Source organism: Microcella daejeonensis, assembly GCF_026625045.1.
Classification (GTDB): domain Bacteria; phylum Actinomycetota; class Actinomycetes; order Actinomycetales; family Microbacteriaceae; genus Microcella; species Microcella daejeonensis.
Map to the genome: position 1 here is coordinate 2,066,482 of NZ_CP113089.1, position 21,672 is coordinate 2,088,153.

General features: G+C 73.5%; 22 protein-coding genes. 7 read left to right on the forward strand and 15 right to left on the reverse strand.

Annotation, left to right across the window (positions count from 1 at the left end; genetic code table 11):
• Positions 1 to 8 precede the first annotated feature (8 nt).
• Positions 9 to 746: a YcnI family protein gene (locus OVN18_RS10060; protein WP_267780651.1), complete on the reverse strand. Its 738-nt coding sequence runs from the start codon at positions 744 to 746 to the stop codon at positions 9 to 11.
• A gap of 143 nt (positions 747 to 889) precedes the next feature.
• Positions 890 to 1,540 carry a hypothetical protein gene (locus OVN18_RS10065; RefSeq protein WP_267780652.1) on the reverse strand — a complete coding sequence of 217 codons (651 nt, stop codon included), beginning with the start codon at positions 1,538 to 1,540 and terminating at the stop codon, positions 890 to 892.
• A gap of 164 nt (positions 1,541 to 1,704) precedes the next feature.
• On the opposite strand from OVN18_RS10065, the gene clpX reads away from it, so the two are divergent.
• From clpX to OVN18_RS10080, 3 genes are all read left to right on the forward strand, one after another.
• The gene (gene clpX, locus OVN18_RS10070) at positions 1,705 to 2,982 is read left to right on the forward strand and encodes an ATP-dependent Clp protease ATP-binding subunit ClpX (RefSeq protein WP_267736897.1); all 1,278 of its coding nucleotides are present in this window, start codon (positions 1,705 to 1,707) and stop codon (positions 2,980 to 2,982) included.
• Positions 2,983 to 3,068: 86 nt separating this feature from the next.
• On the forward strand, positions 3,069 to 3,593 hold the full coding sequence (locus OVN18_RS10075) for a pyridoxamine 5'-phosphate oxidase family protein (RefSeq protein WP_267736899.1): 525 nt from the start codon (positions 3,069 to 3,071) through the stop codon (positions 3,591 to 3,593).
• Between the two features lie 272 nt (positions 3,594 to 3,865).
• Positions 3,866 to 5,047 carry an MFS transporter gene (locus tag OVN18_RS10080; protein WP_267782999.1) on the forward strand — a complete coding sequence of 394 codons (1,182 nt, stop codon included), beginning with the start codon at positions 3,866 to 3,868 and terminating at the stop codon, positions 5,045 to 5,047.
• Between the two features lie 45 nt (positions 5,048 to 5,092).
• Here the strand turns inward: OVN18_RS10080 and OVN18_RS10085 are convergent, their stop codons facing one another.
• The 7 genes from OVN18_RS10085 to OVN18_RS10115 all read right to left on the reverse strand — a co-directional run bounded on the left by OVN18_RS10085 (position 5,093) and on the right by OVN18_RS10115 (position 13,125).
• Positions 5,093 to 5,749: a response regulator gene (locus OVN18_RS10085; protein ID WP_267736900.1), complete on the reverse strand. Its 657-nt coding sequence runs from the start codon at positions 5,747 to 5,749 to the stop codon at positions 5,093 to 5,095.
• 50 nt (positions 5,750 to 5,799) lie between these two features.
• Positions 5,800 to 7,092, reverse strand: a complete 1,293-nt coding sequence (locus OVN18_RS10090; protein WP_267780653.1) for a hypothetical protein — start codon at positions 7,090 to 7,092, stop codon at positions 5,800 to 5,802.
• On the reverse strand, positions 7,089 to 8,252 hold the full coding sequence (locus OVN18_RS10095) for a sensor histidine kinase (protein ID WP_267780654.1): 1,164 nt from the start codon (positions 8,250 to 8,252) through the stop codon (positions 7,089 to 7,091). The genes OVN18_RS10090 and OVN18_RS10095 overlap by 4 nt, the downstream gene beginning before the upstream one ends.
• A 48-nt stretch (positions 8,253 to 8,300) precedes the next feature.
• Complete coding sequence (locus OVN18_RS10100) at positions 8,301 to 9,236, reverse strand: hypothetical protein (RefSeq protein ID WP_267780655.1); 936 nt, start codon at positions 9,234 to 9,236, stop codon at positions 8,301 to 8,303.
• 8 nt (positions 9,237 to 9,244) lie between these two features.
• Positions 9,245 to 10,444 (reverse strand): homoserine O-acetyltransferase MetX, encoded by a 1,200-nt coding sequence (metX, locus tag OVN18_RS10105; RefSeq protein WP_267780656.1) that lies wholly within the window; start codon positions 10,442 to 10,444, stop codon positions 9,245 to 9,247.
• A gap of 85 nt (positions 10,445 to 10,529) precedes the next feature.
• Positions 10,530 to 11,849: a bifunctional o-acetylhomoserine/o-acetylserine sulfhydrylase gene (locus OVN18_RS10110; protein ID WP_267780657.1), complete on the reverse strand. Its 1,320-nt coding sequence runs from the start codon at positions 11,847 to 11,849 to the stop codon at positions 10,530 to 10,532.
• A gap of 160 nt (positions 11,850 to 12,009) precedes the next feature.
• Positions 12,010 to 13,125 (reverse strand): acyltransferase family protein, encoded by a 1,116-nt coding sequence (locus OVN18_RS10115; RefSeq protein ID WP_267780658.1) that lies wholly within the window; start codon positions 13,123 to 13,125, stop codon positions 12,010 to 12,012.
• A 51-nt stretch (positions 13,126 to 13,176) separates the two neighbouring features.
• Here OVN18_RS10115 and OVN18_RS10120 point away from each other — a divergent pair, with 51 nt between their 5' ends.
• On the forward strand, positions 13,177 to 13,956 hold the full coding sequence (locus OVN18_RS10120) for an SDR family oxidoreductase (RefSeq protein WP_267780659.1): 780 nt from the start codon (positions 13,177 to 13,179) through the stop codon (positions 13,954 to 13,956).
• Positions 13,957 to 14,004: 48 nt separating this feature from the next.
• Here the strand turns inward: OVN18_RS10120 and OVN18_RS10125 are convergent, their stop codons facing one another.
• The gene (locus tag OVN18_RS10125; RefSeq protein ID WP_267780660.1) at positions 14,005 to 15,489 is read right to left on the reverse strand and encodes an MFS transporter; all 1,485 of its coding nucleotides are present in this window, start codon (positions 15,487 to 15,489) and stop codon (positions 14,005 to 14,007) included.
• 118 nt (positions 15,490 to 15,607) lie between these two features.
• On the opposite strand from OVN18_RS10125, the gene OVN18_RS10130 reads away from it, so the two are divergent.
• Positions 15,608 to 16,324 carry a uracil-DNA glycosylase gene (locus OVN18_RS10130; protein WP_267780662.1) on the forward strand — a complete coding sequence of 239 codons (717 nt, stop codon included), beginning with the start codon at positions 15,608 to 15,610 and terminating at the stop codon, positions 16,322 to 16,324.
• A gap of 4 nt (positions 16,325 to 16,328) precedes the next feature.
• Complete coding sequence (locus tag OVN18_RS10135; RefSeq protein ID WP_267736911.1) at positions 16,329 to 16,916, forward strand: GNAT family N-acetyltransferase; 588 nt, start codon at positions 16,329 to 16,331, stop codon at positions 16,914 to 16,916.
• Positions 16,917 to 16,938: 22 nt separating this feature from the next.
• Here OVN18_RS10135 and OVN18_RS10140 read toward each other — a convergent pair whose 3' ends face one another.
• From OVN18_RS10140 to OVN18_RS10150, 3 genes are all read right to left on the reverse strand, one after another.
• A complete protein-coding gene (locus OVN18_RS10140) occupies positions 16,939 to 17,514 on the reverse strand; it encodes a TetR/AcrR family transcriptional regulator (RefSeq protein ID WP_267780664.1) in 576 nt (191 codons plus the stop codon).
• Entirely contained in the window at positions 17,511 to 17,873 is a 363-nt protein-coding gene (locus OVN18_RS10145; RefSeq protein WP_267780666.1) for a DMT family transporter, read from the reverse strand. The genes OVN18_RS10140 and OVN18_RS10145 overlap by 4 nt, the downstream gene beginning before the upstream one ends.
• A 78-nt stretch (positions 17,874 to 17,951) precedes the next feature.
• Positions 17,952 to 18,587 (reverse strand): hypothetical protein, encoded by a 636-nt coding sequence (locus OVN18_RS10150; protein WP_267780667.1) that lies wholly within the window; start codon positions 18,585 to 18,587, stop codon positions 17,952 to 17,954.
• 236 nt (positions 18,588 to 18,823) lie between these two features.
• Here OVN18_RS10150 and OVN18_RS10155 point away from each other — a divergent pair, with 236 nt between their 5' ends.
• Positions 18,824 to 20,254 (forward strand): amidase, encoded by a 1,431-nt coding sequence (locus tag OVN18_RS10155; protein WP_267780668.1) that lies wholly within the window; start codon positions 18,824 to 18,826, stop codon positions 20,252 to 20,254.
• 102 nt (positions 20,255 to 20,356) lie between these two features.
• Here OVN18_RS10155 and OVN18_RS10160 read toward each other — a convergent pair whose 3' ends face one another.
• A complete protein-coding gene (locus tag OVN18_RS10160) occupies positions 20,357 to 21,181 on the reverse strand; it encodes an SDR family NAD(P)-dependent oxidoreductase (protein ID WP_267780669.1) in 825 nt (274 codons plus the stop codon).
• The gene (locus tag OVN18_RS10165) at positions 21,181 to 21,639 is read right to left on the reverse strand and encodes a hypothetical protein (protein WP_267780670.1); all 459 of its coding nucleotides are present in this window, start codon (positions 21,637 to 21,639) and stop codon (positions 21,181 to 21,183) included. The genes OVN18_RS10160 and OVN18_RS10165 overlap by 1 nt, the downstream gene beginning before the upstream one ends.
• Between the last annotated feature and the right edge of the window lie 33 nt (positions 21,640 to 21,672).

Genomic DNA, 21,672 nt, shown 5'->3' on the forward strand with positions numbered 1-21,672 from the left:
CTCCTTCCTTAGGCCGAGGCGCGCGCGGCGCGACGGCTGATGATGGCGAGCGCGACGCCCACGGTACCCACGAGGAGTCCGAGAACGCCGAGCACGCGGGCGAGAACGTCGCCCTGTCCTGTGGCGGTGGTGGTGGCGGATGCCGCGCTCGCGTCGCCCTCGGCGGCGGTCGTCGTGGCGGTCTCGTCGTCGGAGGCCTCGTCGTCGGAGGTCGCCTCGTCGCTCGCGCCGTGGCCGGCCTCGGCGGCGCCGGCGAGCACGACCGAGGGAACGTCCTCGCCCTCCCAGACGGCGGTGCCCTCGGTGCAGGTCTGCGTGGTGCGGAACTCGACGGCATCGCCCTCCTCGCCGTCCGGCAGCTGGAGCGAGAGCGCGAAGACGTCGCGGAACCCGTCCTCGAGCCCGCCGGTGGTCGAGGTGTAGACGATCTGGCCGACGCGCTCGGTGAGCGGCTCGCCGTAGGCGCTCTCGACGGGCTCGTCGAGCGGCACCATGACCTTCTCGACCGTCCACAGCGGGTTGATCGTCGGGGTGACCGACGGCACCGACTCGGGGATGTCGATCGTGACGACCTGCGTGGGCGAGCCCTCGCAGCCGTGGGGGACGCTGAGGGTGACGACGGTGTAGGCGCCGGGAGCCGAGCTCGAGGCGGAGGCCGACACGTGGGCGGAGGCCGCGGTGGGGGCGGCGAGGGCGAGCAGGGTGCCCGCGACGACGGCGGGGATGGCCAGGTGGCGCGTGATCATGGGAGTTCTCCTGAGTCAGGGTGCCGCGGCGAGGGTGGCGCCAGGAGGGCGCGGGCCGAGGCCGAGCGGCGGGATGGGAGCGTGCGCGTGACCGCACCGCGCGCCCGTCCATCACCCTGCGGAGGGGGGAGGAGGCGCTCGGCTCAGGCGGCCAGGGCGAACGCCGGCGGGCCGCGGCGCCGCTCGGGGCGCGGCGCGAGGGCGGAGCGCGGGGCGGCCGGGGCCGCGGGGATCGCGACGGGGCGCGGGGTCACGGGGGCGCGGAGCGCGTCGAACGGGGTGAGCGCGCGGCGGATGCGCAGCTCGAGGGCGGTGAACGCCGCGATGAGGGATGCCCGTCCCCGCAGCAGCAGCGCGAGCACGACCACGCCGGCCAGGGCGTGGTGCCCCGCCATGACCGGGTCGAGGAGGGCGAGGAGCGCGTCGCCGCCGGAGCTGTGGGTCGGCATGAGCGCGGGGGCGGCGTGGGCGGCGTGCGCGGCTCTGTTGGCAGGCGCGAGGGCGGCGGGCGCCGGGGCGGCCGCCGTTCCGAGCGCGGTGAAGAGGCCGTGCAGCAGCAGCTGGTCGACGCTCACGCCGAGAGCGAGACGGCCCGCGGTCGGGCGCGGCCCGATGACGAGGATGCCGACGAGCGCGGTGGCGACGAGGCCGAGCAGGAGGGCGACCGGGTGCGGCACGGCGCCGCCGGCGAGGCCGTGGCCGACCGCGGTGACGACGATCGCGAGGGCGGCGACCACGAGGGATGCGGCGGCGCGGGCGCGGCGATCGCGCAGCGCGGCGGGAGCATCCATCATCGTGCACCCCATTCTACGAACCGCGCCTGGTCGGCGACCGCGCCCGGTGTTCGGAGCCCCGCCCCCGGTCGCTCGGTCGGCCGACACCCGCGGGGCCGCCGCGTGCGCCGCGATGTCGGCTCGGAGGGATAGGCTCGGGGCAATCACGTGAGGAGGGGTGGCTCATGGCCCGTATCGGGGAAAGCGCCGACCTGCTGAAGTGCTCGTTCTGCGGAAAGAGCCAGAAGCAGGTGCAGCAGCTGATCGCCGGCCCCGGCGTGTACATCTGCGACGAGTGCGTCGAGCTCTGCAACGAGATCATCGAGGAGCGCCTCGCCGAGTCGAGCGAGGAGTCGACGGCCGAGTTCGAGCTGCCGAAGCCGAAGGAGATCTACTCCTTCCTCGAGGAGTACGTCATCGGGCAGGACGCCGCCAAGCGCGCGCTCTCCGTCGCCGTCTACAACCACTACAAGCGCATCCGCGCCGGCCAGACCCTCACCGCCGCCGACCAGCTCGCCGACGACGTCGAGATCTCGAAGAGCAACATCCTGCTCATCGGCCCCACCGGCTGCGGCAAGACCTACCTCGCCCAGACCCTCGCGAAGCGCCTCAACGTGCCCTTCGCGGTCGCCGACGCCACCGCCCTCACCGAGGCCGGCTACGTGGGGGAGGACGTGGAGAACATCCTCCTCAAGCTCATCCAGGCCGCCGACTACGACGTCAAGCGGGCCGAGACGGGCATCATCTACATCGACGAGGTCGACAAGATCGCCCGCAAGGCCGAGAACCCGTCGATCACGCGCGACGTCTCGGGCGAGGGCGTGCAGCAGGCGCTGCTGAAGATCCTCGAGGGCACGGTCGCGAGCGTTCCGCCGCAGGGCGGGCGCAAGCACCCGCATCAGGAGTTCATCCAGATCGACACGACGAACGTGCTGTTCATCGTCGCCGGCGCCTTCGCGGGCCTGGAGGACATAATCAGCCAGCGCGCGGGCAAGCGCGGCATCGGCTTCGGTGCTCCGCTGCACGACAAGGCGCAGGAGAAGAACCTCTTCAGCGAGGTGCTGCCCGAAGACCTCCACAAGTTCGGGCTCATCCCCGAGTTCATCGGTCGCCTCCCCGTCGTCACGACGGTCACCCCGCTCGACCGGGTCGCGCTCATCGAGATCCTCACGACGCCGAAGAACGCCATCGTGCGCCAGTACCAGCGCATGTTCGAGCTCGACGGGGTCGAGCTCGACTTCGAGCAGGGCGCCCTCGACGCGATCGCCGACCTCGCCGTGCTGCGGCAGACCGGTGCGCGCGGACTGCGCGCGATCATGGAGGAGGTGCTCGGGCCGATCATGTTCGAGGTGCCCTCGAGCGACGAGGTCGCCAAGGTCGTCGTCACCCGTGAGGCCGTGCTCGAGAACGCCGCGCCCACGATCGTGCCGCGGGCGAGCATCCGCCGCGAGAAGAGCGCCTGACTAGACCCGCCTCACCGCGCGGCGATCGACGGGGGCTCCCGGCGGTTCCCCTGGTCGGTTCGGGATGCGCGGCATAGCCTGATCGCATGACCGAGCCTCTGCGCGAGCGCCTCCGGGCGCTCCCCGACTTCCCGAGCGACCTGCCCCACTTCGACCCCGCCCAGGCGCCGGATGACGCGGCCGAGCTCTTCGTGCAGTGGCTCGACGAGGCTCTCGCGGCCGGGGTGCATCAGCCGCACGCCGCCACGCTGTCGACCGCCGGGCCGACGGGGCACGTCACGGCCCGCACGCTCATCCTCAAAGACCTCGTCGACGGCCAGTGGGTCTTCGCCGGCGCCCGATCCACCCGCAAGGGCGTCGACCTCGCGGCCAACCCCTCCGCCGCCCTGACCTTCTACTGGCCGACGCGCGGGCGGCAGATCCGCATCACGGGCGAGGTGGAGGAGCTCGACTCCGCCGTCGCCGCGGCCGACTGGGCGGCGCGCCCCGCCGTCACCGAGCCGAGCAACCCCGACTGGGCGGCCTGGGCGCTGCAGCCGAGCGAGATCGAGTTCTGGCAGGCGCGCGCCGACCGCCAGCACGTGCGGCACTGGTACCGCTTCGGCGGCTGAGCGGCTGAGCGGCTGAGCGGCTGAGCGGCCGGGCGGCTCAGCGGGCCCGGACCGGGAATGGCCGGGGCTATCGAATCGTTTCGATAGACTGACCGCCCGACCACTCGAAGGATGCCGTGAGCTTTCCCACCGCCCCGATCCCCGTGATCCCCGCCGACCGCCGTGCCCCGCGCGGCGCCGGCAGCAGCATCCATCCCGACGGCGCGCAGAGCCCGCAGGACGCGTTCGTCGCCCGCGACCGGCACGGCGCCCCGCTCAGCCGGGGCCGCGTCATCGCCGCTCTCCTCGCGCTCTCGCTCGGCGGCTTCGGCATCGGCTCGACCGAGTTCGTCGCGATGGGCCTGCTGCCCGACTTCGCGCGCGACCTGCTGCCCGCGCTGTACGCGGTGAGCTCGGAGCAGGCGAACGCCCGCGCCGGCGCCCTCATCACGGCCTACGCGCTCGGCGTCGTCGTCGGGGCGCCGACCATCGCCGCCTTCGCCGCGCGCATGCCGCGCCGCACGCTGCTCATCGCCCTCGCGGTCGCCTTCACGCTCGGCACCGTGGCCTCGGCGCTGCTGCCCACCTTCGAGACCGTGCTCGTGGCCCGCTTCGTCGCCGCTCTGCCGCACGGCGCCTACTTCGGCGTCGCGGCGCTCGTCGCCGCCGATCTGATGGGCCCGGGCAAGCGCGGGCAGGGCGTCGCCCTCGTGCTGTCGGGGCTGACGATCGCGACCGTCATCGGGGTTCCCGTGCTGACCGCCGTCGGCCAGACGCAGGGCTGGCGCGTCGCCTACCTGCTCGTCGCCGCACTCTTCGCGGCCACGGCCATCGCCATCCGCCTGCTCGTGCCGTGGCAGCCGGGCAACCCGCGGTCGACCATCCGCTCCGAGCTCGCCGCCTTCGCCTCGCTGCAGGTGTGGATCGCGTTGCTCGTCGGCGCGATCGGCTTCGGCGGCTTCTTCGCGATGTACACCTACATCGCCCCCATGGTCACCGACGAGGCGGGACTCCCCGCCTCGAGCGTGCCGATCGTGCTCGTCACCACCGGCATCGCCATGACGATCGGCAACCTCATCGGCGGTCGGCTGGCCGACCGCGGCACGGTGCGGGCGATCTTCCTCGGCTTCTCCGGCCTCATCGCCTCGGTCGTGGTGCTCGGCCTCACCGGGGCGACCGCGGTCGGCCTGTTCGTCGGAACGGCGCTCGTCGGCTTCATGGCGGCGACGCTGAGCCCGATCATCCAGACGCGCCTCATGGACGTCGCGGGGGAGTCGCAGACCCTCGCCGCCGCGCTCAACCACTCCGCGCTCAACATCGGCAACGCGCTCGGCGCGGCGCTCGGCGGGGTCGTCGTCGCGGCGGGCTGGGGCTACCTCGCCCCCGCCTGGGTCGGGCTCGCGCTCGCCGTCGGCGGTGTACTGCTGGCCGTGCTCAGCGTGCGTCTCGAGCGCGGGGCTGCGCAGCGGGGCTGAGCCGCGGCGGGATGCCCGCCTCGCGCCGCCCGCCGCGGTGGGGTCTCAGGCGCCCTGCGCGTCCACGAGGATCCCGTCGGTGAGGGCCTGCTTGCGCAGCGCGACCTTCGTGCCGACGTCGATGCCCGCGATGCGGTACTTCTCGCGGATGCGCTTGAGGTAGCTCTTCGCCGTCTCCTCGGAGATGCCCAGCTGGTAGGCCACGGCCTTCACGGGCTCGCCGGCGCCGTAGAGCGCCATCACCCGGCGCTCCTGCGCGCTGAGGCGCGGCGAGCCGCCGACGTCGGCGGCGTTGAGGGCGAGGTCGAGCTCGGCCGAGATGAACGACTCGCCGGCCTTCGCGGCGCGGATCGCCTCGACGATCATGCCCGCGTCCTCGCTCTTGACGAGGTAGCCGAGCGCGCCGGCGTTGAGCGCCTCGCGCACGACGTTCGGCTCGCTGTAGGTGCTCATGAGCACGACGGAGACGCCGGTGGCCTTGAGCGTCTGGATCTTCAGCGAGACGGGGATGTTGTCCTTGAGATCGAGGTCGAGCAGCACGACCTCGACGGGGAACTCCGGGTGGGCCAGCAGCTCGGGCCAGCTCGCGACGGCCGCGACCATCGCGATGTCGTCGGCGGCCTGGCGGATCCACTCGGTGAGCGCCCCGAGGAGCATGCGGTGGTCGTCGACCAGCGCGAGGCGGATGGGTGCGTCGGTCATGGCTTCGTGTCCTCCGATATCGCGGATCTGGCGCCCCCGGGGGGGAGGGCTCAGGACGGGCGGGCGGCGTCGACCGGATTCTCGACCGCGCAGTCGATCTCGATGCGCACCGCGCCCTTCGCCGTGCTGTCACTGTATCGCCCGACCTTGTCCAGGGCCTCCCACACTCCGGGATCGACGCGATTCCGTTTCAGTCCGGCGACCTCGATGACCACCGGCACCAGCGTGCGGCCGTGGCCGTCGATCGTCGCCGAGGTCATCGGGCCGAGCGCGACGCTCACCGATTCGGCCGGGGCGGAGCCGAGCGGGTCGGCTCCGAACATCCACAGCGCCGCCAGCAGGGCGTCGCGCTGCACGTCGTCGAGCAGGCCGGCGAGCGTGCCGGGGTCGCTCACGGTGACCCTCTTGCCGAGCTGCTCGGACTCGGTCACGGCGTGGAACAGCCACGTCTCGCGTCGGCCCTCGAGCAGGTGCAGCCGCAGTTCGGTGGCGAGCCCCGAGGCCTGCGAGGCGATCTTGGGGCGCAGCGGCAGCGGCACCTTGCCCTCGGCGACGGCGTCGAGCAGCTCCTCGGCGGCGAGGTCGAGGCGGGCGAGCTCCTCCGAGGCGAGCATGCCGACGGCGAGCCGCGGCGCGGTGACGGTCGACTGCACGAGCACGCGGTCGAGCTCGCGCTTGAGCATGCGCTCGAAGCCGGCCACCAGCAGCACGCCGGAGACGCCGGGGGCGACGGCGAGCGCGACGGTGACGATCTGGGCAGGGATGGTGATCGGGGTGAGCGGGGTGGTGAGCACGATGGCGACGACGAAGGCCGCGCCGAGCGCGATGGCCGCCGCCAGCACCTCCCACTGGGCGCGCAGGGTCACGACGACGAGCAGGACGAAGCCGGCGCTGACCGAGGCGGTCGCCCACCGGCCGATGTCGTCGAGCGGGGCGATCGCGGCGAAGTCGAGGGCGACGACCGCGGCGAGCGCGGTGAGGAACACCGCGTACAACCAGTCGGGCAGCCGCTCGCCGGTCGCCGAGATGGTGATGATGAGCCCGAGGAAGGTCACCAGCAGCAGCATCCAGGCGCCCAGAGCGGGCAGCAGCACGGGGTAGTCGCCCGCGCGGGCGAGGAAGAGCCCGAGACCGATCATCGACTGCAGGGCCGCGACGATGGCGACGCCGATGCCGAGGAACCCGGTGCCGAGCGCCGAGCCGTGGGTCGAGGTGGGGCTGCCGCGGCGCACGGCCGAGCGCGCTCCGGCGGGGCGCACGCTGCCGCCGAGGGTCGACTCGTCGGGGAAGGCGAAAGGGCTGCTGGGGCGCTCGGGCCGGCCCGACGGTTGCGCGAAGCTCATCGCGGCACCTCCAGCATCACGGTCGTTCCCGCGCCGGGTGTCGAGAAGACGCGGGTGTTGCCGCCGACGTCGCGCAGCCGGGCGACGACCGACTCGCTGAAGCCCAGGCGCTCGGTGGTGATCGCGGTCGGGTCGAAGCCGACGCCGGCGTCGGTGACCACGGCGCGCAGGGCGTCGTCGCTCTCGGTGATCGTCACGTCGGCCTCGGTGACCCCGGCGTGCCGCCGCACGTTCTCGAGGCACTCGGCGAGGGCGAGCAGGAAGGCGTCGAGCACGTCGTTCGGCAGCAGCACCTGCCCCGTGCCGTGCCAGCGCACCGTCAGCCCCATGCGCAGGAACCGCTGCTTCACCGACTCCAGCGTCGTGCCGAGGGTCGTCTCGCCCACCGGCTCGAGGCTGTACGAGCCCGAGAAGCGGGGCATGGGCGTCGAGCCGAGACGCAGCTGGCGCAGCAGACGCGCATCCTCCGCCGCCTGCTGGCGCAGCGCGTCGGCGCTGACGCCGACGCCGGAGTGGGCGAGCAGCGTGAGCGTCGCGAGCACCGTGTCGTGCAGCAGCCGGGCGCTCTGGCGGCGCTGGGCCTCGGTCTCGCTCGCCTGGCGCTCCGCCTGGTGGGCGAGGCCGATCTGGGCGATCCGGCGCAGGCCGCGCCGGACCCCCGCGGTGACCCAGATGCCGATGATGAGCGTGATGGCCCAGCCGGCGAGGGCGGCGATCGCGGGAACCGAGATGAGGCCGCGCGTGGGGCCGGCGAGGGCCACGAGCAGACTCGAGGCGAGGGTGCCGAGGGCCCAGAGCATCCATCGCGCGCGCCCCTCGCTGAGCACGGTGCCCACCGCGCCGATGCCGGCCGCGGCGAGCGGGGCGAGGGCGATCGGCAGCGAGGCCGAGACGGTGCCGTCGAAGGGCAGCTGCGCGAGCACCAGGGCGCCGCAGCCGAGCACGATCGTGAGGGCGGGCCAGCCGATGTGCGAGGAGCGGCCGACCATGACGAGCGCCGCCGCCTGCCCGGCGAGCACGATGAGCACCGAGGGGAGCACATCGGCCTCGACGACGCCCGGCAGCGAGAGGCAGAAGGCCGCGATGACGACGCCCACGAGGCCGAGGGCCCGTGCCGCGTGCTGCAGCAGCGCCCGGCGCTCCTTGTCGATCAGATCCATGCTTCTCCCGCGCGATTCCGTGCCGCTCGCGGCTCCGGGCTCAGTCTGTCACCCGCGGTCGTCCCGGGCGGGCGACGCGCAGGCGGTGAGCACGGCGCTGAGCAGGGCATCGCGGGTGACGGCATCGGGCACCACCACGACCTCGCCCTGCCGCTCGCCCGCGGGGCTCTTGATCGCGACCCGCACCCGCAGGTGCGTGCCCTGCTTGTCGTCGGCGATCGCGTGCGCATCGCAGCGCGCGGGGGAGTAGCGCAGGTCGAGCTCGGTCGGTGCCCCCGCTCGCCCGACGGGCACCGGGATGCTCGTCACGGGCCGCCCCTCGGCATCGAGCGCGCTCAGCAGAACGGAGCCGCTCACCTCGATCAGGCGCAGACCTCCGGGCGCGCCATCGCCGACGGCCCCCGGAGCGGCCACGAGCCGCACGCCGATCTCGCCCTCCTCCGCCGGCGGCACCGCCTCGAGGCGCAGCGCGGCGAGCCCGGCGACGGCGGATGCGAAGCACGCCTCCTCGTGCCAGCGCGCCCACTGCCCGATGCGGTCGGCGGTCGCCACGCGCAGCTCGACGATCGAGCCGTCGTCGAGCTCGATCTCGAGCACGGCCTCCGGCGGTGCGGGCGCGGGATCGCCGCACACCGGCGCCGGCAGCCGCAGGGGCAGGTCGCGCCGCTGCCCGGCGGGCACGGTCGCCTCGTCGCGGCGGAGCATCGGCGCGGCGAGGGCGGGCGACTCGAGGCGGGCGGAGCGGACCGCGAGCGGCGAGGCCGCGCCGTTGGCGAGGGAGAGCTGGATGCCGCCGCGACCGGGGTCGGAGCGGGTGCGGTAGAGGTCGGCGGTGACGCTCAGCTCGTCGACGGAGGCGGCGAGGGGTGCGCGGGAGGGCTCCGGGCTCGGGGCGTCGGCGGGCGCGGCGCCGACGGCGGCGCACCCGGTCAGCGGCAGGAGCGCGGCGAGCAGCAGCGCCGCCGCTCGACCCGTGCCGCGCATCCCGCCCGTCAGCTCTCGAGCAGGGCGCGCAGATGCGGGCCGACCAGGTCGTCCTCGATGAGGAAGGCGTCGTGGCCGAAGGGGGAGGAGATGACGATCGCCTCGTCGCCGTGGATGGTGCCCGGGAGGGCGCGCGCGATCGCCTGCTGCTGCTCGACGGGGAACAGCCGGTCGCTGTCGATGCCGAGCACGAGGCTGCGCCGCGAGACGGGCGCGAGAACCTCGGCGAGCTCGCCGCGGCCGCGCGTGATGTCGTGCGAGTTCATCGCCTCGACGAGCACGCTGTAGCTGCCCGCGTCGAAGCGGCGGGTGAACTTGTTGCCGTGGAAGTCGAGGTAGCTCTCGATCGCGAAGCGGCCGCCCGCGCCCAGCGGGTCGAGCACGCCCTGCCAGGAGCGCTCGAAGCGCTCGTTGAGCTCGTCGGGGGAGCGGTAGTTGAGCAGCGCCATGCGCCGCGCGAGGGCGAGACCGCGGTACGGCCCCTCGTCCTCGTCGTAGTAGTCGCCGCCGTGGAAGGCCGGATCCATGCGGATCGCCTCGAGCTGCACCGAGTTGAGGGCGATCTGGTCGGCGGTGGATACCGCGGGGGCCGCGAGCACGGCGAGCCGCTCCACCCGCTCGGGGTGGGTCGCGGCCCACTCGATGGCGTGCATGCCGCCCATCGACCCGCCGACGACGGCCGCGAGCCGGTCGATGCCGAGCCGGTCGACGAGCATCCGCTGGGCCGCGACCTGGTCGCGGATGGTGAGGTACGGGAACCGCGAGCCCCACTCCGCGCCGTCGGGCGAGAACGAGGCCGGCCCGGTCGAGCCCTGGCAGCCGCCGAGCATGTTCGGCGCGAGCACGAACCAGCGGTCGGTGTCGATGGCGAGGCCCGGCCCGACGATGCCGCTCCACCATCCGGCGGTGGGATGCCCGTTGCCGGGCCGCCCGACGACGTGGCTGTCGCCGGTCAGCGCGTGCAGCAGCAGCACGACGTTGTCGCCCGAGGGGCTCCGCTCGCCCCAGCTCTCGTAGGCGAGCCGGATGTGCGGCAGCCGCGCGCCCGACTCGAGCTCAAGCGGTCCGAGGTTCTCGAAGACGCGGCCGCCCGCCGGGTCGCCTTCGCGCCAGGCGCCCGTGACGGGCGGGGCGCCGCTCAGGGCGCGCCGGCTCGCCTCGGTGATGAAGGCCGAGGGGACGGTGTCTTCGGATGTCTGCCAGTCCATGTCGGACTCATTCTGTCGCAGACGCGCCTCCGCCCCCGCCGTATGACGGCGAGGGCGGAGGCGCGGAGCGTGCGGTGCGGCCGGATCAGGCGTTCGCGTTGGCGAGGCTCACGGCGCGGGCGGCCGCGAAGCCCTTGTCGAGGTCGGCGATGATGTCGTCGATGTTCTCGAGCCCCACCGAGAGGCGCACGAGGCCGGGCGTGACGCCCGCGGTGAGCTGCTGCTCGGGGGTGAGCTGCGAGTGCGTCGTCGAGGCCGGGTGGATGATCAGGCTGCGCACGTCGCCGATGTTGGCGACGTGGCTGAACAGCGACAGCGAGTCGACGAGCGCGCGGCCGGCGTCGACGCCGCCCTTGAGCTCGAACGAGAGCACCGCGCCGACGCCCTTGGGGGCGTAGGTCTGCGCGTGGCGGTACCAGGGGCTCGAGGGCAGAGCCGAGTAGCTGACGCTCGCGACGTCGGGGTGCTCCTCGAGCCAGTGCGCGACCGCCTCGGCGTTCTGCACGTGGCGCTCGACCCGCAGGCTGAGGGTCTCGATGCCCTGGATGATCTGCCAGGCGTTGTCGGGCGAGATGGCCGAGCCGATGTCGCGCAGCAGCTGCACGCGCGCCTTGATGATGTACGCGATGCCGTCGCCGAGCACGCCCGTGTAGCTCGCCCCGTGGTACGAGGGGTCGGGCTCGGTGAGGCCGGGGAACCTGTCGACGTGCTGCGACCACGGGAAGCGGCCGCCGTCGACGATGACGCCGCCGAGCACCGTGCCGTGCCCGCCGAGGAACTTCGTCGCCGAGTGCACGACGATGTCGGCGCCGTGCTCGAAGGGGCGGATGAGGTACGGCGTGGCGATGGTGTTGTCGACGATGAACGGCAGCCCGTGGTCGTGCGCGACGCCGGCGATCGTGGCGATGTCGAGCACGTTGATCTTCGGGTTGCCGATCGTCTCGCCGAAGAAGAGCTTGGTGTTCGGGCGCACGGCGCGCGCCCACTCCTCGGGGTCGTCCTGGTTCTCGACGAAGGTCGTCTCGATGCCGAGCTTGGCGAGGGTGTACTTGAAGAGGTTGTAGGTGCCGCCGTACACCGAGGAGGAGGAGACGATGTGATCGCCGGCCTGCGCGATGTTGAGCACCGCGTACGTCGTCGCCGACTGGCCGGAGGAGAGCAGCAGGGCCGCGGTGCCGCCCTCGAGCGCGGCGACGCGCTGCTCGGCGACGTCCTGGGTGGGGTTCTGGATGCGCGTGTAGATGTTGCCGAACTCCGCGAGCGCGAAGAGGTTCTTCGCGTGCTCGGCGCTGTCGAAGGTGTACGCCGTCGTGCGGTAGATCGGCGTGGCGCGGGCGTTCGTCTGCGGGTCGGGCGCGGCACCCGCGTGGATCTGCAGGGTCTCGAAGCGGTACTCGTCGCTCATGGGATGGCTCCTTCGCGGGTGGGCGGCGGCCGGCGCGGGGCTCCGGCGTCAGCGCAACCGTACGGAAGAGGTCGAGCGGCGGTCAACGATGGCGGACACGCGGCGTAATCTCGCCGCATCCCGTCGCCGCCCGTCACGCGGTCGGCCCGGGCGCGACCGCTCAGCGGCGGCGAGCGCCCGTCGGGTCGACCCTCGACGAGCCGGAGCGCGGCTCCCGGGACTCCTCGTCGGGCTGCTCGCGGAAGATCCAGCGCGGCTTCGGCTCGATGATCGGGCGGGTGATGCGGCGCACGAGGGGGCTCGCGAGCGCGACGGTGATCGCGACGGAGGCGAGCAGCAGCCCGATGAGCCAGGTGAGCGAGGAGTTGTCGCCGCCGATGACCCCGGACTCGCGGATCGGGTAGAGCACGAAGGAGTGCAGCAGGTAGACGTACATCGTCGCCTGGCCGAAGGCGGTCATCCAGGTCTCGCGCCGCGGCACGAGCGCGAAGACGCAGCCCGACAGCAGCACGGCGAGGGCGATGAGCAGCAGGCGCACGAGTCCGGCCCACCACTGGTCCTCGCCGAGGCCCTGGTAGGAGTCGTCGTAGAAGAACCAGAACCGCAGGTCGGTCGCCCGCCACACGTCGATGAAGGCGACGAGCACGGCGACCCAGACGAGCAGCACGGCGACGGAGCCGATGCGCACGAGCCGCGCCGGCGCCTCGACGAAGCGCCAGCGCTCGATGAGGCCCCACTCCTTGAGCTTCCAGCCGAGCACGAAGAACGGCAGGATCCCGATCGCGCGCGAGAGCGAGAAGGTCGAGTCCACGTTGCTGAGGTACCCGACCCCGACGGAGAAGACGACCGCCCACAGCAGCGGCCACTTGAGCAGCGCGAGGTAGGGGAGGATCAGCCGGAAGATGCCGAGGGCGAGCAGGAACCAGAGCGTCCAGGAGGGCTGCGTCGGATTGAGCGCGACGGAGCCCTCGACGAGGAACTGCACCAGGGTCCAGATCGTCTCCATGATCACGTAGGGCAGCACGATGTCGGTGATGACCTTGCGCATCTGCCGGGCCCCGGGCGCCCCGGGCTTGGAGAAGTAGCCGCTGATCATCGCGAAGGCCGGCATGTGGAAGGCGTAGATGAACAGGTACACCACGAGGGCGTTGTCGCTCTCGGCGGTCAGGCGCTGGATGGCGTGGCCGGCGACGACGAGGGTGATGCAGACGAAGCGGGCGTTGTCCCAGAAGGGCACGCGCTCGCGGGGGGCCTTGGTGCGCTCGCTCGCCTGCATGGGCCCCAGGCTACTGCGCGTGCTCGGCGGGGCCGCTGTAGCGTGAGGCCCATGCACAGCTATCGCGCCGTCGTGACAGGAGCCAGTTCGGGCATCGGGGCGGCCGCGGTGCGTCGGCTCGTCGCCGCCGGGTGGGCGGTCACGGCCGTCGCACGACGCGCCGACCGTCTCGAGGCGCTCGCCGCCGAGACGGGGTGCTCGGTCGTCGTCGCCGATCTGACGGTCGCCGATGACGTGGATGCCCTCGCCGAGGCCGTGCGGGCATCCGGCCCCCTGCACGCTCTCGTCGCCAACGCGGGCGGCGCGATCGGCACCGATCCCGTCGCCGAGGCCCGGGCGGAGGATCTCGCCGCCATGTTCGACCTCAACGTGCTCACCGCCCAGCGCTCGATCGCCGCGCTCATCGGCAGCCTGCGCGCCGGCGCCGTCGAGCGTGGCGTCGCCGACATCGTCGCGGTGACCTCGACCGCCGGGCAGGTGCCGTACGAGGGCGGTGGCGGCTACAACGCGGCCAAGTTCGCCCTGCGCGGGCTGCTGGGGGCGCTGCGGTTGGAGCTCGCGGGGGAGCCGCTCCGGGTCGTGCAGATCGCGCCGGGGATGGTGCGCACCGACGAGTTCGCCCTCAACCGCTTCGGCGGCGACGAGGAGCGGGTCGCCGCGCTGTACGCGGGCGTGGAGCATCCCCTCACGGCGGACGACGTCGCCGAGACCATCGTGCACGCGATCACCCTGCCGCAGCACGTCAACCTCGACGAGGTGACGATGCGCCCGGTCGCGCAGGCCGCGCAGCACAAGCTCGTGCGCGAGCCGCTGCGGGTGCGCGAGGCCTGAGACCCCGCCGGGTCGAACCACGCGGTCGGGTCGAACCACCCGGCCGGGTCACCCCACGCGGTCGGGCACGCGCTCGGCGGGGGCGTCGGCGAAGGCCGACCGCGGCACGAGCACGAGGACGCCCGCTGCGACGAGCGCCGTGACGCCGCAGATGCCGAAGACCACGAGGTAGCCGGCGAGGCTCGCCGCCGTGCCGACGGCGGCCTGCCCGGCGGCGAAAACGAGCACGACGGCGAAGACCGCGCTCGCGAAGGATCCGCCGATGGTCTTCGTCGTATTGGTGAGCCCCGTGGCGATGCCCGTCTGCCCGAGCGGGGCGGCGGCCGCGGCGGCGGCGGGCAGGGCGGCGACGAGCGCGCCCGAGCCGATGCCGGCCACGACCATGTTGAGCGTCACCCCGAGCGAGGTGGCGCTGTTGATCAGGAAGGCCAGGTATCCGGCCGCGATGAGGAGCGTGCCGACGATGAGGGCGATGCGCGGCGTCGTCCGCCGCGAGACGACCGGGAACAGCAGGGCGCCGATGATCATGGCGATCAGGTAGGCGCCGATGATGGTCGAGATCGCGCTCGCCGAGAGCCCGAGCCCGAAGCCCGCCTCGGCCGGGTCGGTGCCGGCGAAGGTCGACAGCGGCGCCTGGGCGCCCAGGATGCTCACCCCGAGCAGCCCCGCCGTCAGCTGCACCGGCCACATCGTGGGCTGCCGCAGCACGCGCAGGTCGATCGCCGGGTCGGGGTGGCGCAGCACCCACCGGCCGAAGGGGAGCAGCAGCAGCACCCCGAGCGCCATGAGGGCGTAGACCCACAGCGCATCGGGCCCGTTGATGCGCAGGAAGGTCAGCCCCGAGGTGATCGTCAGCAGCGCGAGCGTGAGCAGGGCGAAGCCGACGGTGTCGAGGCGGCGGCCGGTGACCCTCGCCGATTCCGGCACCCCCCAGAGGATGGCGAAGAAGGCGATCGTTACGCTCGCCGCGGGCACCATGAGCGCGAGGGTCACGTCGCCGTCGAGGGCCTCGAATAGGCGCCCGCCGCCCAGGGCTCCCGCGATGGCGCCGGCCTCGAGCGCGACCACGAGGAATCCGGCGGCGCGCCGCGTATCGGAGGCGGCGCGGTTCGTCGCGCGGCCGCGGTCGAAGATGAGAGCGACCTCGAGCGGCAGCCAGACGACGTAGAAGCCCTGCAGGGTCCACGCGATGAGGAAGCTCCAGAAGTCGCCGGCGAAGGCCAGCCACCAGCTCGCCGCCGCGGTGAGCACGGTCGAGACGAGCAGGATGCGCTTGTGGCCGAGCATGTCGCCGAGCTTCGCGAGCACCGGCACGACGATCGCGCTCAGCAGCAGCTGCGCCGCCTCGAACCAGTTGAAGTCGGCGTCGCGGATGCCGAGATGGTCGACCAGGTCGGGGATGAGCGGGATGTAGTACCCCTGCAGCACGCCGCTGACGAACTCGACGAAGAACAGGTAGCCGACGAGGCCGAGCGTGATGGCGCCGGAGCGGCCGCGGAGGGCCGCGACGGTGCGGCCGGAGGCGAGGGGCATGCCGCGATGCTAGACCCGGCGGCGCGCGCGGGGAGTAGCGGCGCGGGCGGGCGGTGCGGGCGGGCGGTGCGGGCACCGCGGGCGCCGGTGATGCGGGATGCCCGGCTACCGTTGCCCGGTGACCTCCGAACCCCGGCCCCTCGCCGACCTCGTGCATCCCAGCTGGGCCGAGGCCCTGGCGCCCGTCGCCGACCGCATCGCCCGGATCGGCGAGTGGCTGCGCGCCGAGACCGCGGCCGGGCGGCCGTACCTGCCGGCGGGGGAGCGCGTGCTGCGCGCCTTCTCCGAGCCGCTCGACGCGGTGCGGGTGCTCATCCTCGGGCAGGATCCGTACCCGACCCCCGGCCACGCCGTCGGCCTGAGCTTCTCGGTCGAGGCGGATGTGCGGCCCCTGCCGCGCAGCCTCGTCAACATCTACCGCGAGCGGCAGGACGACCTCGGGCTCGCGCCGGCCGCGCACGGCGACCTCAGCGCCTGGCACCGTCGCGGCGTGCTGCTGCTGAACCGGGTGCTCACGGTGCGGGCCGGCGCCGCCGGCTCCCACCGCGGTCACGGCTGGGAGGAGGTGACGGCGTGCGCCGTCGAGGCCCTGGCCGCGCGCGACGCCCCGCTCGTGGGCGTGCTCTGGGGGCGGGATGCGGCCGCCGCCCGCCCGCTGCTGGGCGGGGCGGCCGTCGTCGCCTCCGCGCATCCCAGCCCCCTGTCGGCCCACCGCGGCTTCTTCGGATCCCGGCCGTTCTCGCGGGTGGACGCACTGCTGCAGGAGCAGGGCGCCGACCCCGTCGACTGGAGCCTGCCCGAGCGTCCTGACCATGCTGGGCCCGGCCTAGACTGAGGCCGTGCTGGAGGAGGAGTACCAACCGCGTCGCGTGCTGCCGCCCCATCTGCGGGCGCCCGCCGCCCCCGAGCCGGTGTTCGCCTACGAGATCCGCGAGGCGGTCGAGGCCGACCTGCCGTGGATCCGCGAGATCTACAACCACTACGTCGCGAACTCGACCGTCACCTTCGACGAGAAGCCCTGGACCCTGCGGTTCCTGCGCACGAAGTTCGCCAAGATCCGCAAGCTCGGCCACCCCTTCCTCGTCGCCGAATCGCCCTCGGGCGTCATCCTCGGCTTCGCCTACGTGTACCCGTGGAAGGAGAAGGCGGCCTACCGCTTCACGGTCGAGAACTCGATCTACCTCGGGCCGGGCGCGACGGGCAAGGGCCTCGGCCGCGTGCTGCTCGAGCAGCTGCTCGAGCGCTCGCGCGAGGCGGGCATCAAGGAGGTCATCGCGGTGATCGCCGACCGCGGGGCCGAGGCCTCGATCGCGCTGCACGAGCAGTTCGGCTTCGTCGAGACCGGGCGCATGGCCCGCGTCGGCTTCAAGTTCGAGCGCTGGCTCGGCATCGTGATGATGCAGAAGTCGCTCAAGAAGAAGCGCTGACGGCCGAGCCCGCGGCGGTCGGTCAGCGCGCGATCGCGGGCAGCAGCGGCCGCAGCAGCGGCTCGAGGGAGCGCTCGACCTCGGCCGGGGTCGACGGCTCGCCGCGCCAGAGCATGCGCAGGATGAGTCCGTCGAGGGCCATCGCGGCGCTCGCGAGGCGCTGCGCACGCTCGTCGGGATGCTCGCCCGCGGTCGAGGGGAAGCCCGCGTCGAGCGCTGCCTCGAGGCTGGCGTACCACCGCTCGGCGTCCGGCCGCAGCGCCGGGCGCCGCGTCGCCAGTAGCAGCAGCTCGTAGTGCGCGACGGCGGTGGCCCGACGCTGCACGGCGTAGTCGTGCAGGGCCCGGGCGAGGTCGGCCGTGTCGGCGAGCGCGTCGGGCTGCAGCAGGGCCGTCTCCTCCTCGACCGCGCGACGCAGCGCCTCGATCAGCAGATCGTCGATCGTCGCGAAGTAGTAGGTCGCCGCCGAGACGGGCACCCCGGCCTGCGCGGCGACGGCGCGGTGGGTGACCGCGCCGGGGCCCTCCCGCTCGAGCACGAGCACGACGGCGTCGAGGAGCGCCTCGCGGCGGCGGCGGCCCTTCTCGGTCAGGCTCACGGCGTCAGGGAGGCCGGGGCGGCCGTCGTGCTGTCGTGCGATCCGCCGAGCTCGACGAGCGCGACCCCCGCGATGATGAGCGCGAGGCCGGCGAGCTGCGCCCAGGTGAGCGTCTCGCCGAAGACCGCCCAGCTGATGAGGGCGACGAGGGCCACGCCCGCTCCGGCCCAGATGCCGTAGGCGGTGCCGAGCGGCACGCCGCGGCCGAGCGTGAGCGAGAGCAGCGAGAAGGCGCCGATGTAACCGACGATCACGATGGGGAAGGCCCACCAGACCGCGCGCTCGCCGCTCGTCAGCTTGAGGAAGCTCGTCGCGATGACCTCGGCGATGATCGCGCCGACGAGGAACACGTACCCCATGGGGACTCCAATTCTAGAACGTCTGTGCCATAAAAGTAGCACAGGTGTTCCAGAAGTGCAGGTGTTCCAGAAGCAGGCTCACTCCGAGTTGTGGTCGAGCACCTCGTTCGCGAGCACGACGGCCTCGTCGAAGAAGACGTCGCCGCCGAAGGCGTTGATGACCGAGATCCAGGCGTCGTCGGTGAGCAGGTTGAACTGCGCTCCGGCGGCGGCCTCGTCACCGACGACGCCGTAGGTGAGGGAGCCGTCCTCGAGGATGACCTCGTTGAGGCCCTGGGCGCTCAGGTCGGTGATGATCTGGCCGCGGGTCGCGGTCGTGAGCGGCGCGGCGCTGATGAGCAGGCTCGAGAGGTCGACGCCCTCCTGCGCCCAGACGCAGCTGATGCCGCCGGCGAGCTGCTCGGGGGTCGCGTTGAAGAAGTACTCGTCGCCGTAGAGGCTGCCCGGCCCGCCGAGCAGCGCCAGGTTCTGCTCGGTGAGCTCGGTGACGCGCTCCGGCGGCAGCATGACGGTGCAGTCGGCCGGCATCGTGAAGACGCGCGGCTGGGCCTCGGGCTCGGGCGAGGCCGTCGGCGTCTCGACCGGCTCGGGGGTCGCCGAGGTGCTCGGCTCGACGACGGGCTCCTCCGATTCGACGGCAGGGGCGCACGCCGACAGGCCGACCACGAGGGCGACGACGGCGGAGCTCGCGAGCAGACGACGCGACGGGGACATTGCTCTCCTTGCGGGGCGGTGGCGTGCCGCGGAGGCGGAGTGCGATGCAGCGCTCCGGCGGAACGGCGCTCGGGCGGATGGGGCTCGGGCGGCGGGGCGGCGACGACGGTGGCGTGCCCTCGGCGCGAATGTAGCAGGGCGGTGTTTCCCGAGACCGCTCGATCACCCCCTCACGAGGGGTGCGCGCGCCTTCGTTGCCGAATCGATACCGCGGATGCTCCGCCTAGGCTCGACGGGTGTCCGACATCCACGACCTGACCGCCCTCCAGCAGTGGGATGAGCTGCATCGCGGTCGGCTCTCGCCGCGCGAGCTCGTCGACCACTACCTGGAGCGCATTGCGCGACTCGATCCGGCCATCGGGGCCCTCACGGTGGTCGAGCCCGAGCGCGCGCGGGCCCGCGCCGACGCCCTGGAGGGGGAGGTCGCGCGCACGGCGCCGCTGTGGGGCATCCCGATCGCCGACAAGGAGCTCAGCGCGCGCGCCGGCCAGGTGACGAGCTACGGCTCGCGGCTCATGGCGGGCTTCGTGCCCGAGCGCTCCGACGAGCTCGTCGAGCAGCTCGACGCGGCGGGCGCCATCAGCCTCGGCGCGACGGCGGCGCCCGAGTTCGGCCTGCCCTCGTACACCGAGTCGGCCCAGTCGGGCGCGACGCGAAACCCCTACGACCTGACGCGCGGAGCGGGGGGCTCGAGCGGCGGCGCGGCCGCGGCCGTGGCGGCGGGGCTCCTGCCGGTCGCCCCCGGCAGCGACGGCGGCGGAAGCGTGCGCATCCCCGCCGCCGCCTGCGGGCTCGTCGGGCTCAAGCCCTCGCGCGGCCGCGTGCCGGCGGGCAGCGGGCTCGATCGTCTCGCCGGCCTCGTCGTGCCCGGGCCGCTCGCCCGCACGGTCGCCGACGCCGCCCTCGTGCTCGACGCGATGGTCGAGGGAGCGCCGTGGGAGTTCGCCACGCGCGCCCCGAGCCCTCACGACGGCCCGCTGCTCGGCTACGCCGTGCGCGGCGAGGGCCGGTTCCAGCTCGGGGTCGTCACGGATTCGCCGTGGGACGACTGGTGCGAGGTGGCTCTCGCCCCCGAGGCGCAGGCGGCCCTCGACGAGGCGCTGCGCATCTTCGGCGAGATCGGGCACGGCATCGAGCGGCTCGCGCCGGCGCCCGAGCCCGAGTACGCCGAGCACTTCCGGGCGGTGTGGATGGCCGGCGCCGCCGGCATCCCCGCCCGCACCCCCGAGCAGCTGTCGCAGCTCGAACCGCTCACCGCCTGGCTCGTGGAGCGCGGGCGCGCGCTGCCCGCCTCGCGCCTCGCCGAGGCCCTCTCGGGGCTCGCGGCGTTCGAGCGCCGGGTCATCCGCCGCTTCGCCTCGGTCGACGTCGTCATCACGCCCGCGCTGGCGATGACGCCGCGGCCGATCGGCTGGTACGACGCCGAGGACGCCGAGCGCAACTTCCGCCAGCAGGTGCAGTACACGCCGTTCACGAGCTTCGTGAACGTCAGCGGGCTGCCGGCGCTCACGGTGCCCGTCGGCATCACCGGTGCGGAGTCGGCCGAGCCCGGCCTGCCGATGGGCGTGCAGCTCATCGGCCGCCCCGGAGGGGAGGCCGCCCTGCTCGCGCTCGGCGCGCAGCTCGAGCGCCGCCGCGGGCCGCTGCCGCATCCCGCGATGTGGTGAACCCCCGGAGGGTTCCGCGCGCGATCCGGCGTGCGGGCGGGCGACCGACCGCCGGCGGTCGTGGGAGCTCAGCGACCGGCGGGGCTCAGCGGTCGGCCGGGCTCAGCGATCGGCCGTGCTCACCGGAACGCCGATGCGGTCGGCGATCGCGTGCCAGAGATCCTCGGCGAGGCGCGCGTCGCCCGCGCTCGGGTGGGTCTGCCCGAAGGGGTTGAGGCCGTCGAAGTACGTGCCGTTCGGCACGCCCAGCTCGGGGGTGTCGACGAGATGCACGAGCGGTGCCGCTCCCGCGTCGGCGGAGATCTGCATGCTGCTCGTCAGGGCGATGAACACCCGCGCGCTCGGCGACTCGGCGCCGAAGGAGCTGCGCACGTAGCCGGGGTGGAACGCGTAGCTCTCGAGCCCGGTGCGCTCGGCGAGCGAGCGGGCGTAGAGGATGGTCGCGAGCTTCGCGGCGCCGTAGCGGCGCCAGCTGCCGCCGAGCCGCCGGCGGGCGAAGTCGAGGTCGTCGAGCCGCAGCCCGCCGAGGCGGTTCACCACGCTCGCGGTCGCGATGACGCGTCCGCGCGCCGCCCGCAGCCGCGGGAGCAGCAGCTCGGTGAGGAGCGCGCCGGCGAGGACGTTGCGCTGGAAGCCGAGGTCGAAGCCGTCGACCGTGCGGGCCCGCTGCGGCACGAGCCCGCCGGCGTTCGAGGCGAGCGCGTCGATGCGCGGGAACCGGGCGAGCAGCTGGTCGGCGAGGGAGCGCACCTGGTCGAGCTCGTCGAAGTCGGCGGTGAAGGGCACGCCGCCGACGCGCGCCGCGACGGCGTGCGTGCGGGCCTCATGGCGCCCGACCACGGCGACCTGCCAGCCGCGGCGGGAGAGCTCGAGCGCGGCCTCCGAGCCCAGGCCCGAGCTCGCGCCGGTGATGACGACCGTGCGCATCAGCGGTAGCCCCCTCGGTCGAGACCGGCCTCGATCTCGAAGCGGTTGCGCCGGGCATCCCGACCCGCTGCGAGGTAGAGCGGGATGAAGGCGAGCCCGTAGTACCGCCACTGCGCGCGGTGCACGGCCTCGTGCTCGAGCACGGCGCGACCGGTGTTGGCGTGCGTGAGGTAGACGGCGCCGATCGTCGTGCCGCCGCGGCCGAAGGCCCAGCGGGGCAGCCCGGCGCAGACGAGCACTCCGCCGCGCCGACGCACGTGGAAGCCGCCGAGCAGCGAGCCCCAGACGAGAGCGAGGCCGCTCACCGCCCAGTACCCGGGGCGGGAGACCGCGGGGGTGAGCGCGACGCGGCGCAGCAGCGGGCGTCGACGGGCCTCATCGACGAGTCGGGCGAACCGGCCCCGCACGAGCGGAGAGCCGCCGGCGGTGCGGCGAGGCTCTGATGGTGCGGGGTTCATGGCTCATTCCTAGCAGTCGTGCCGGGTTTGCGG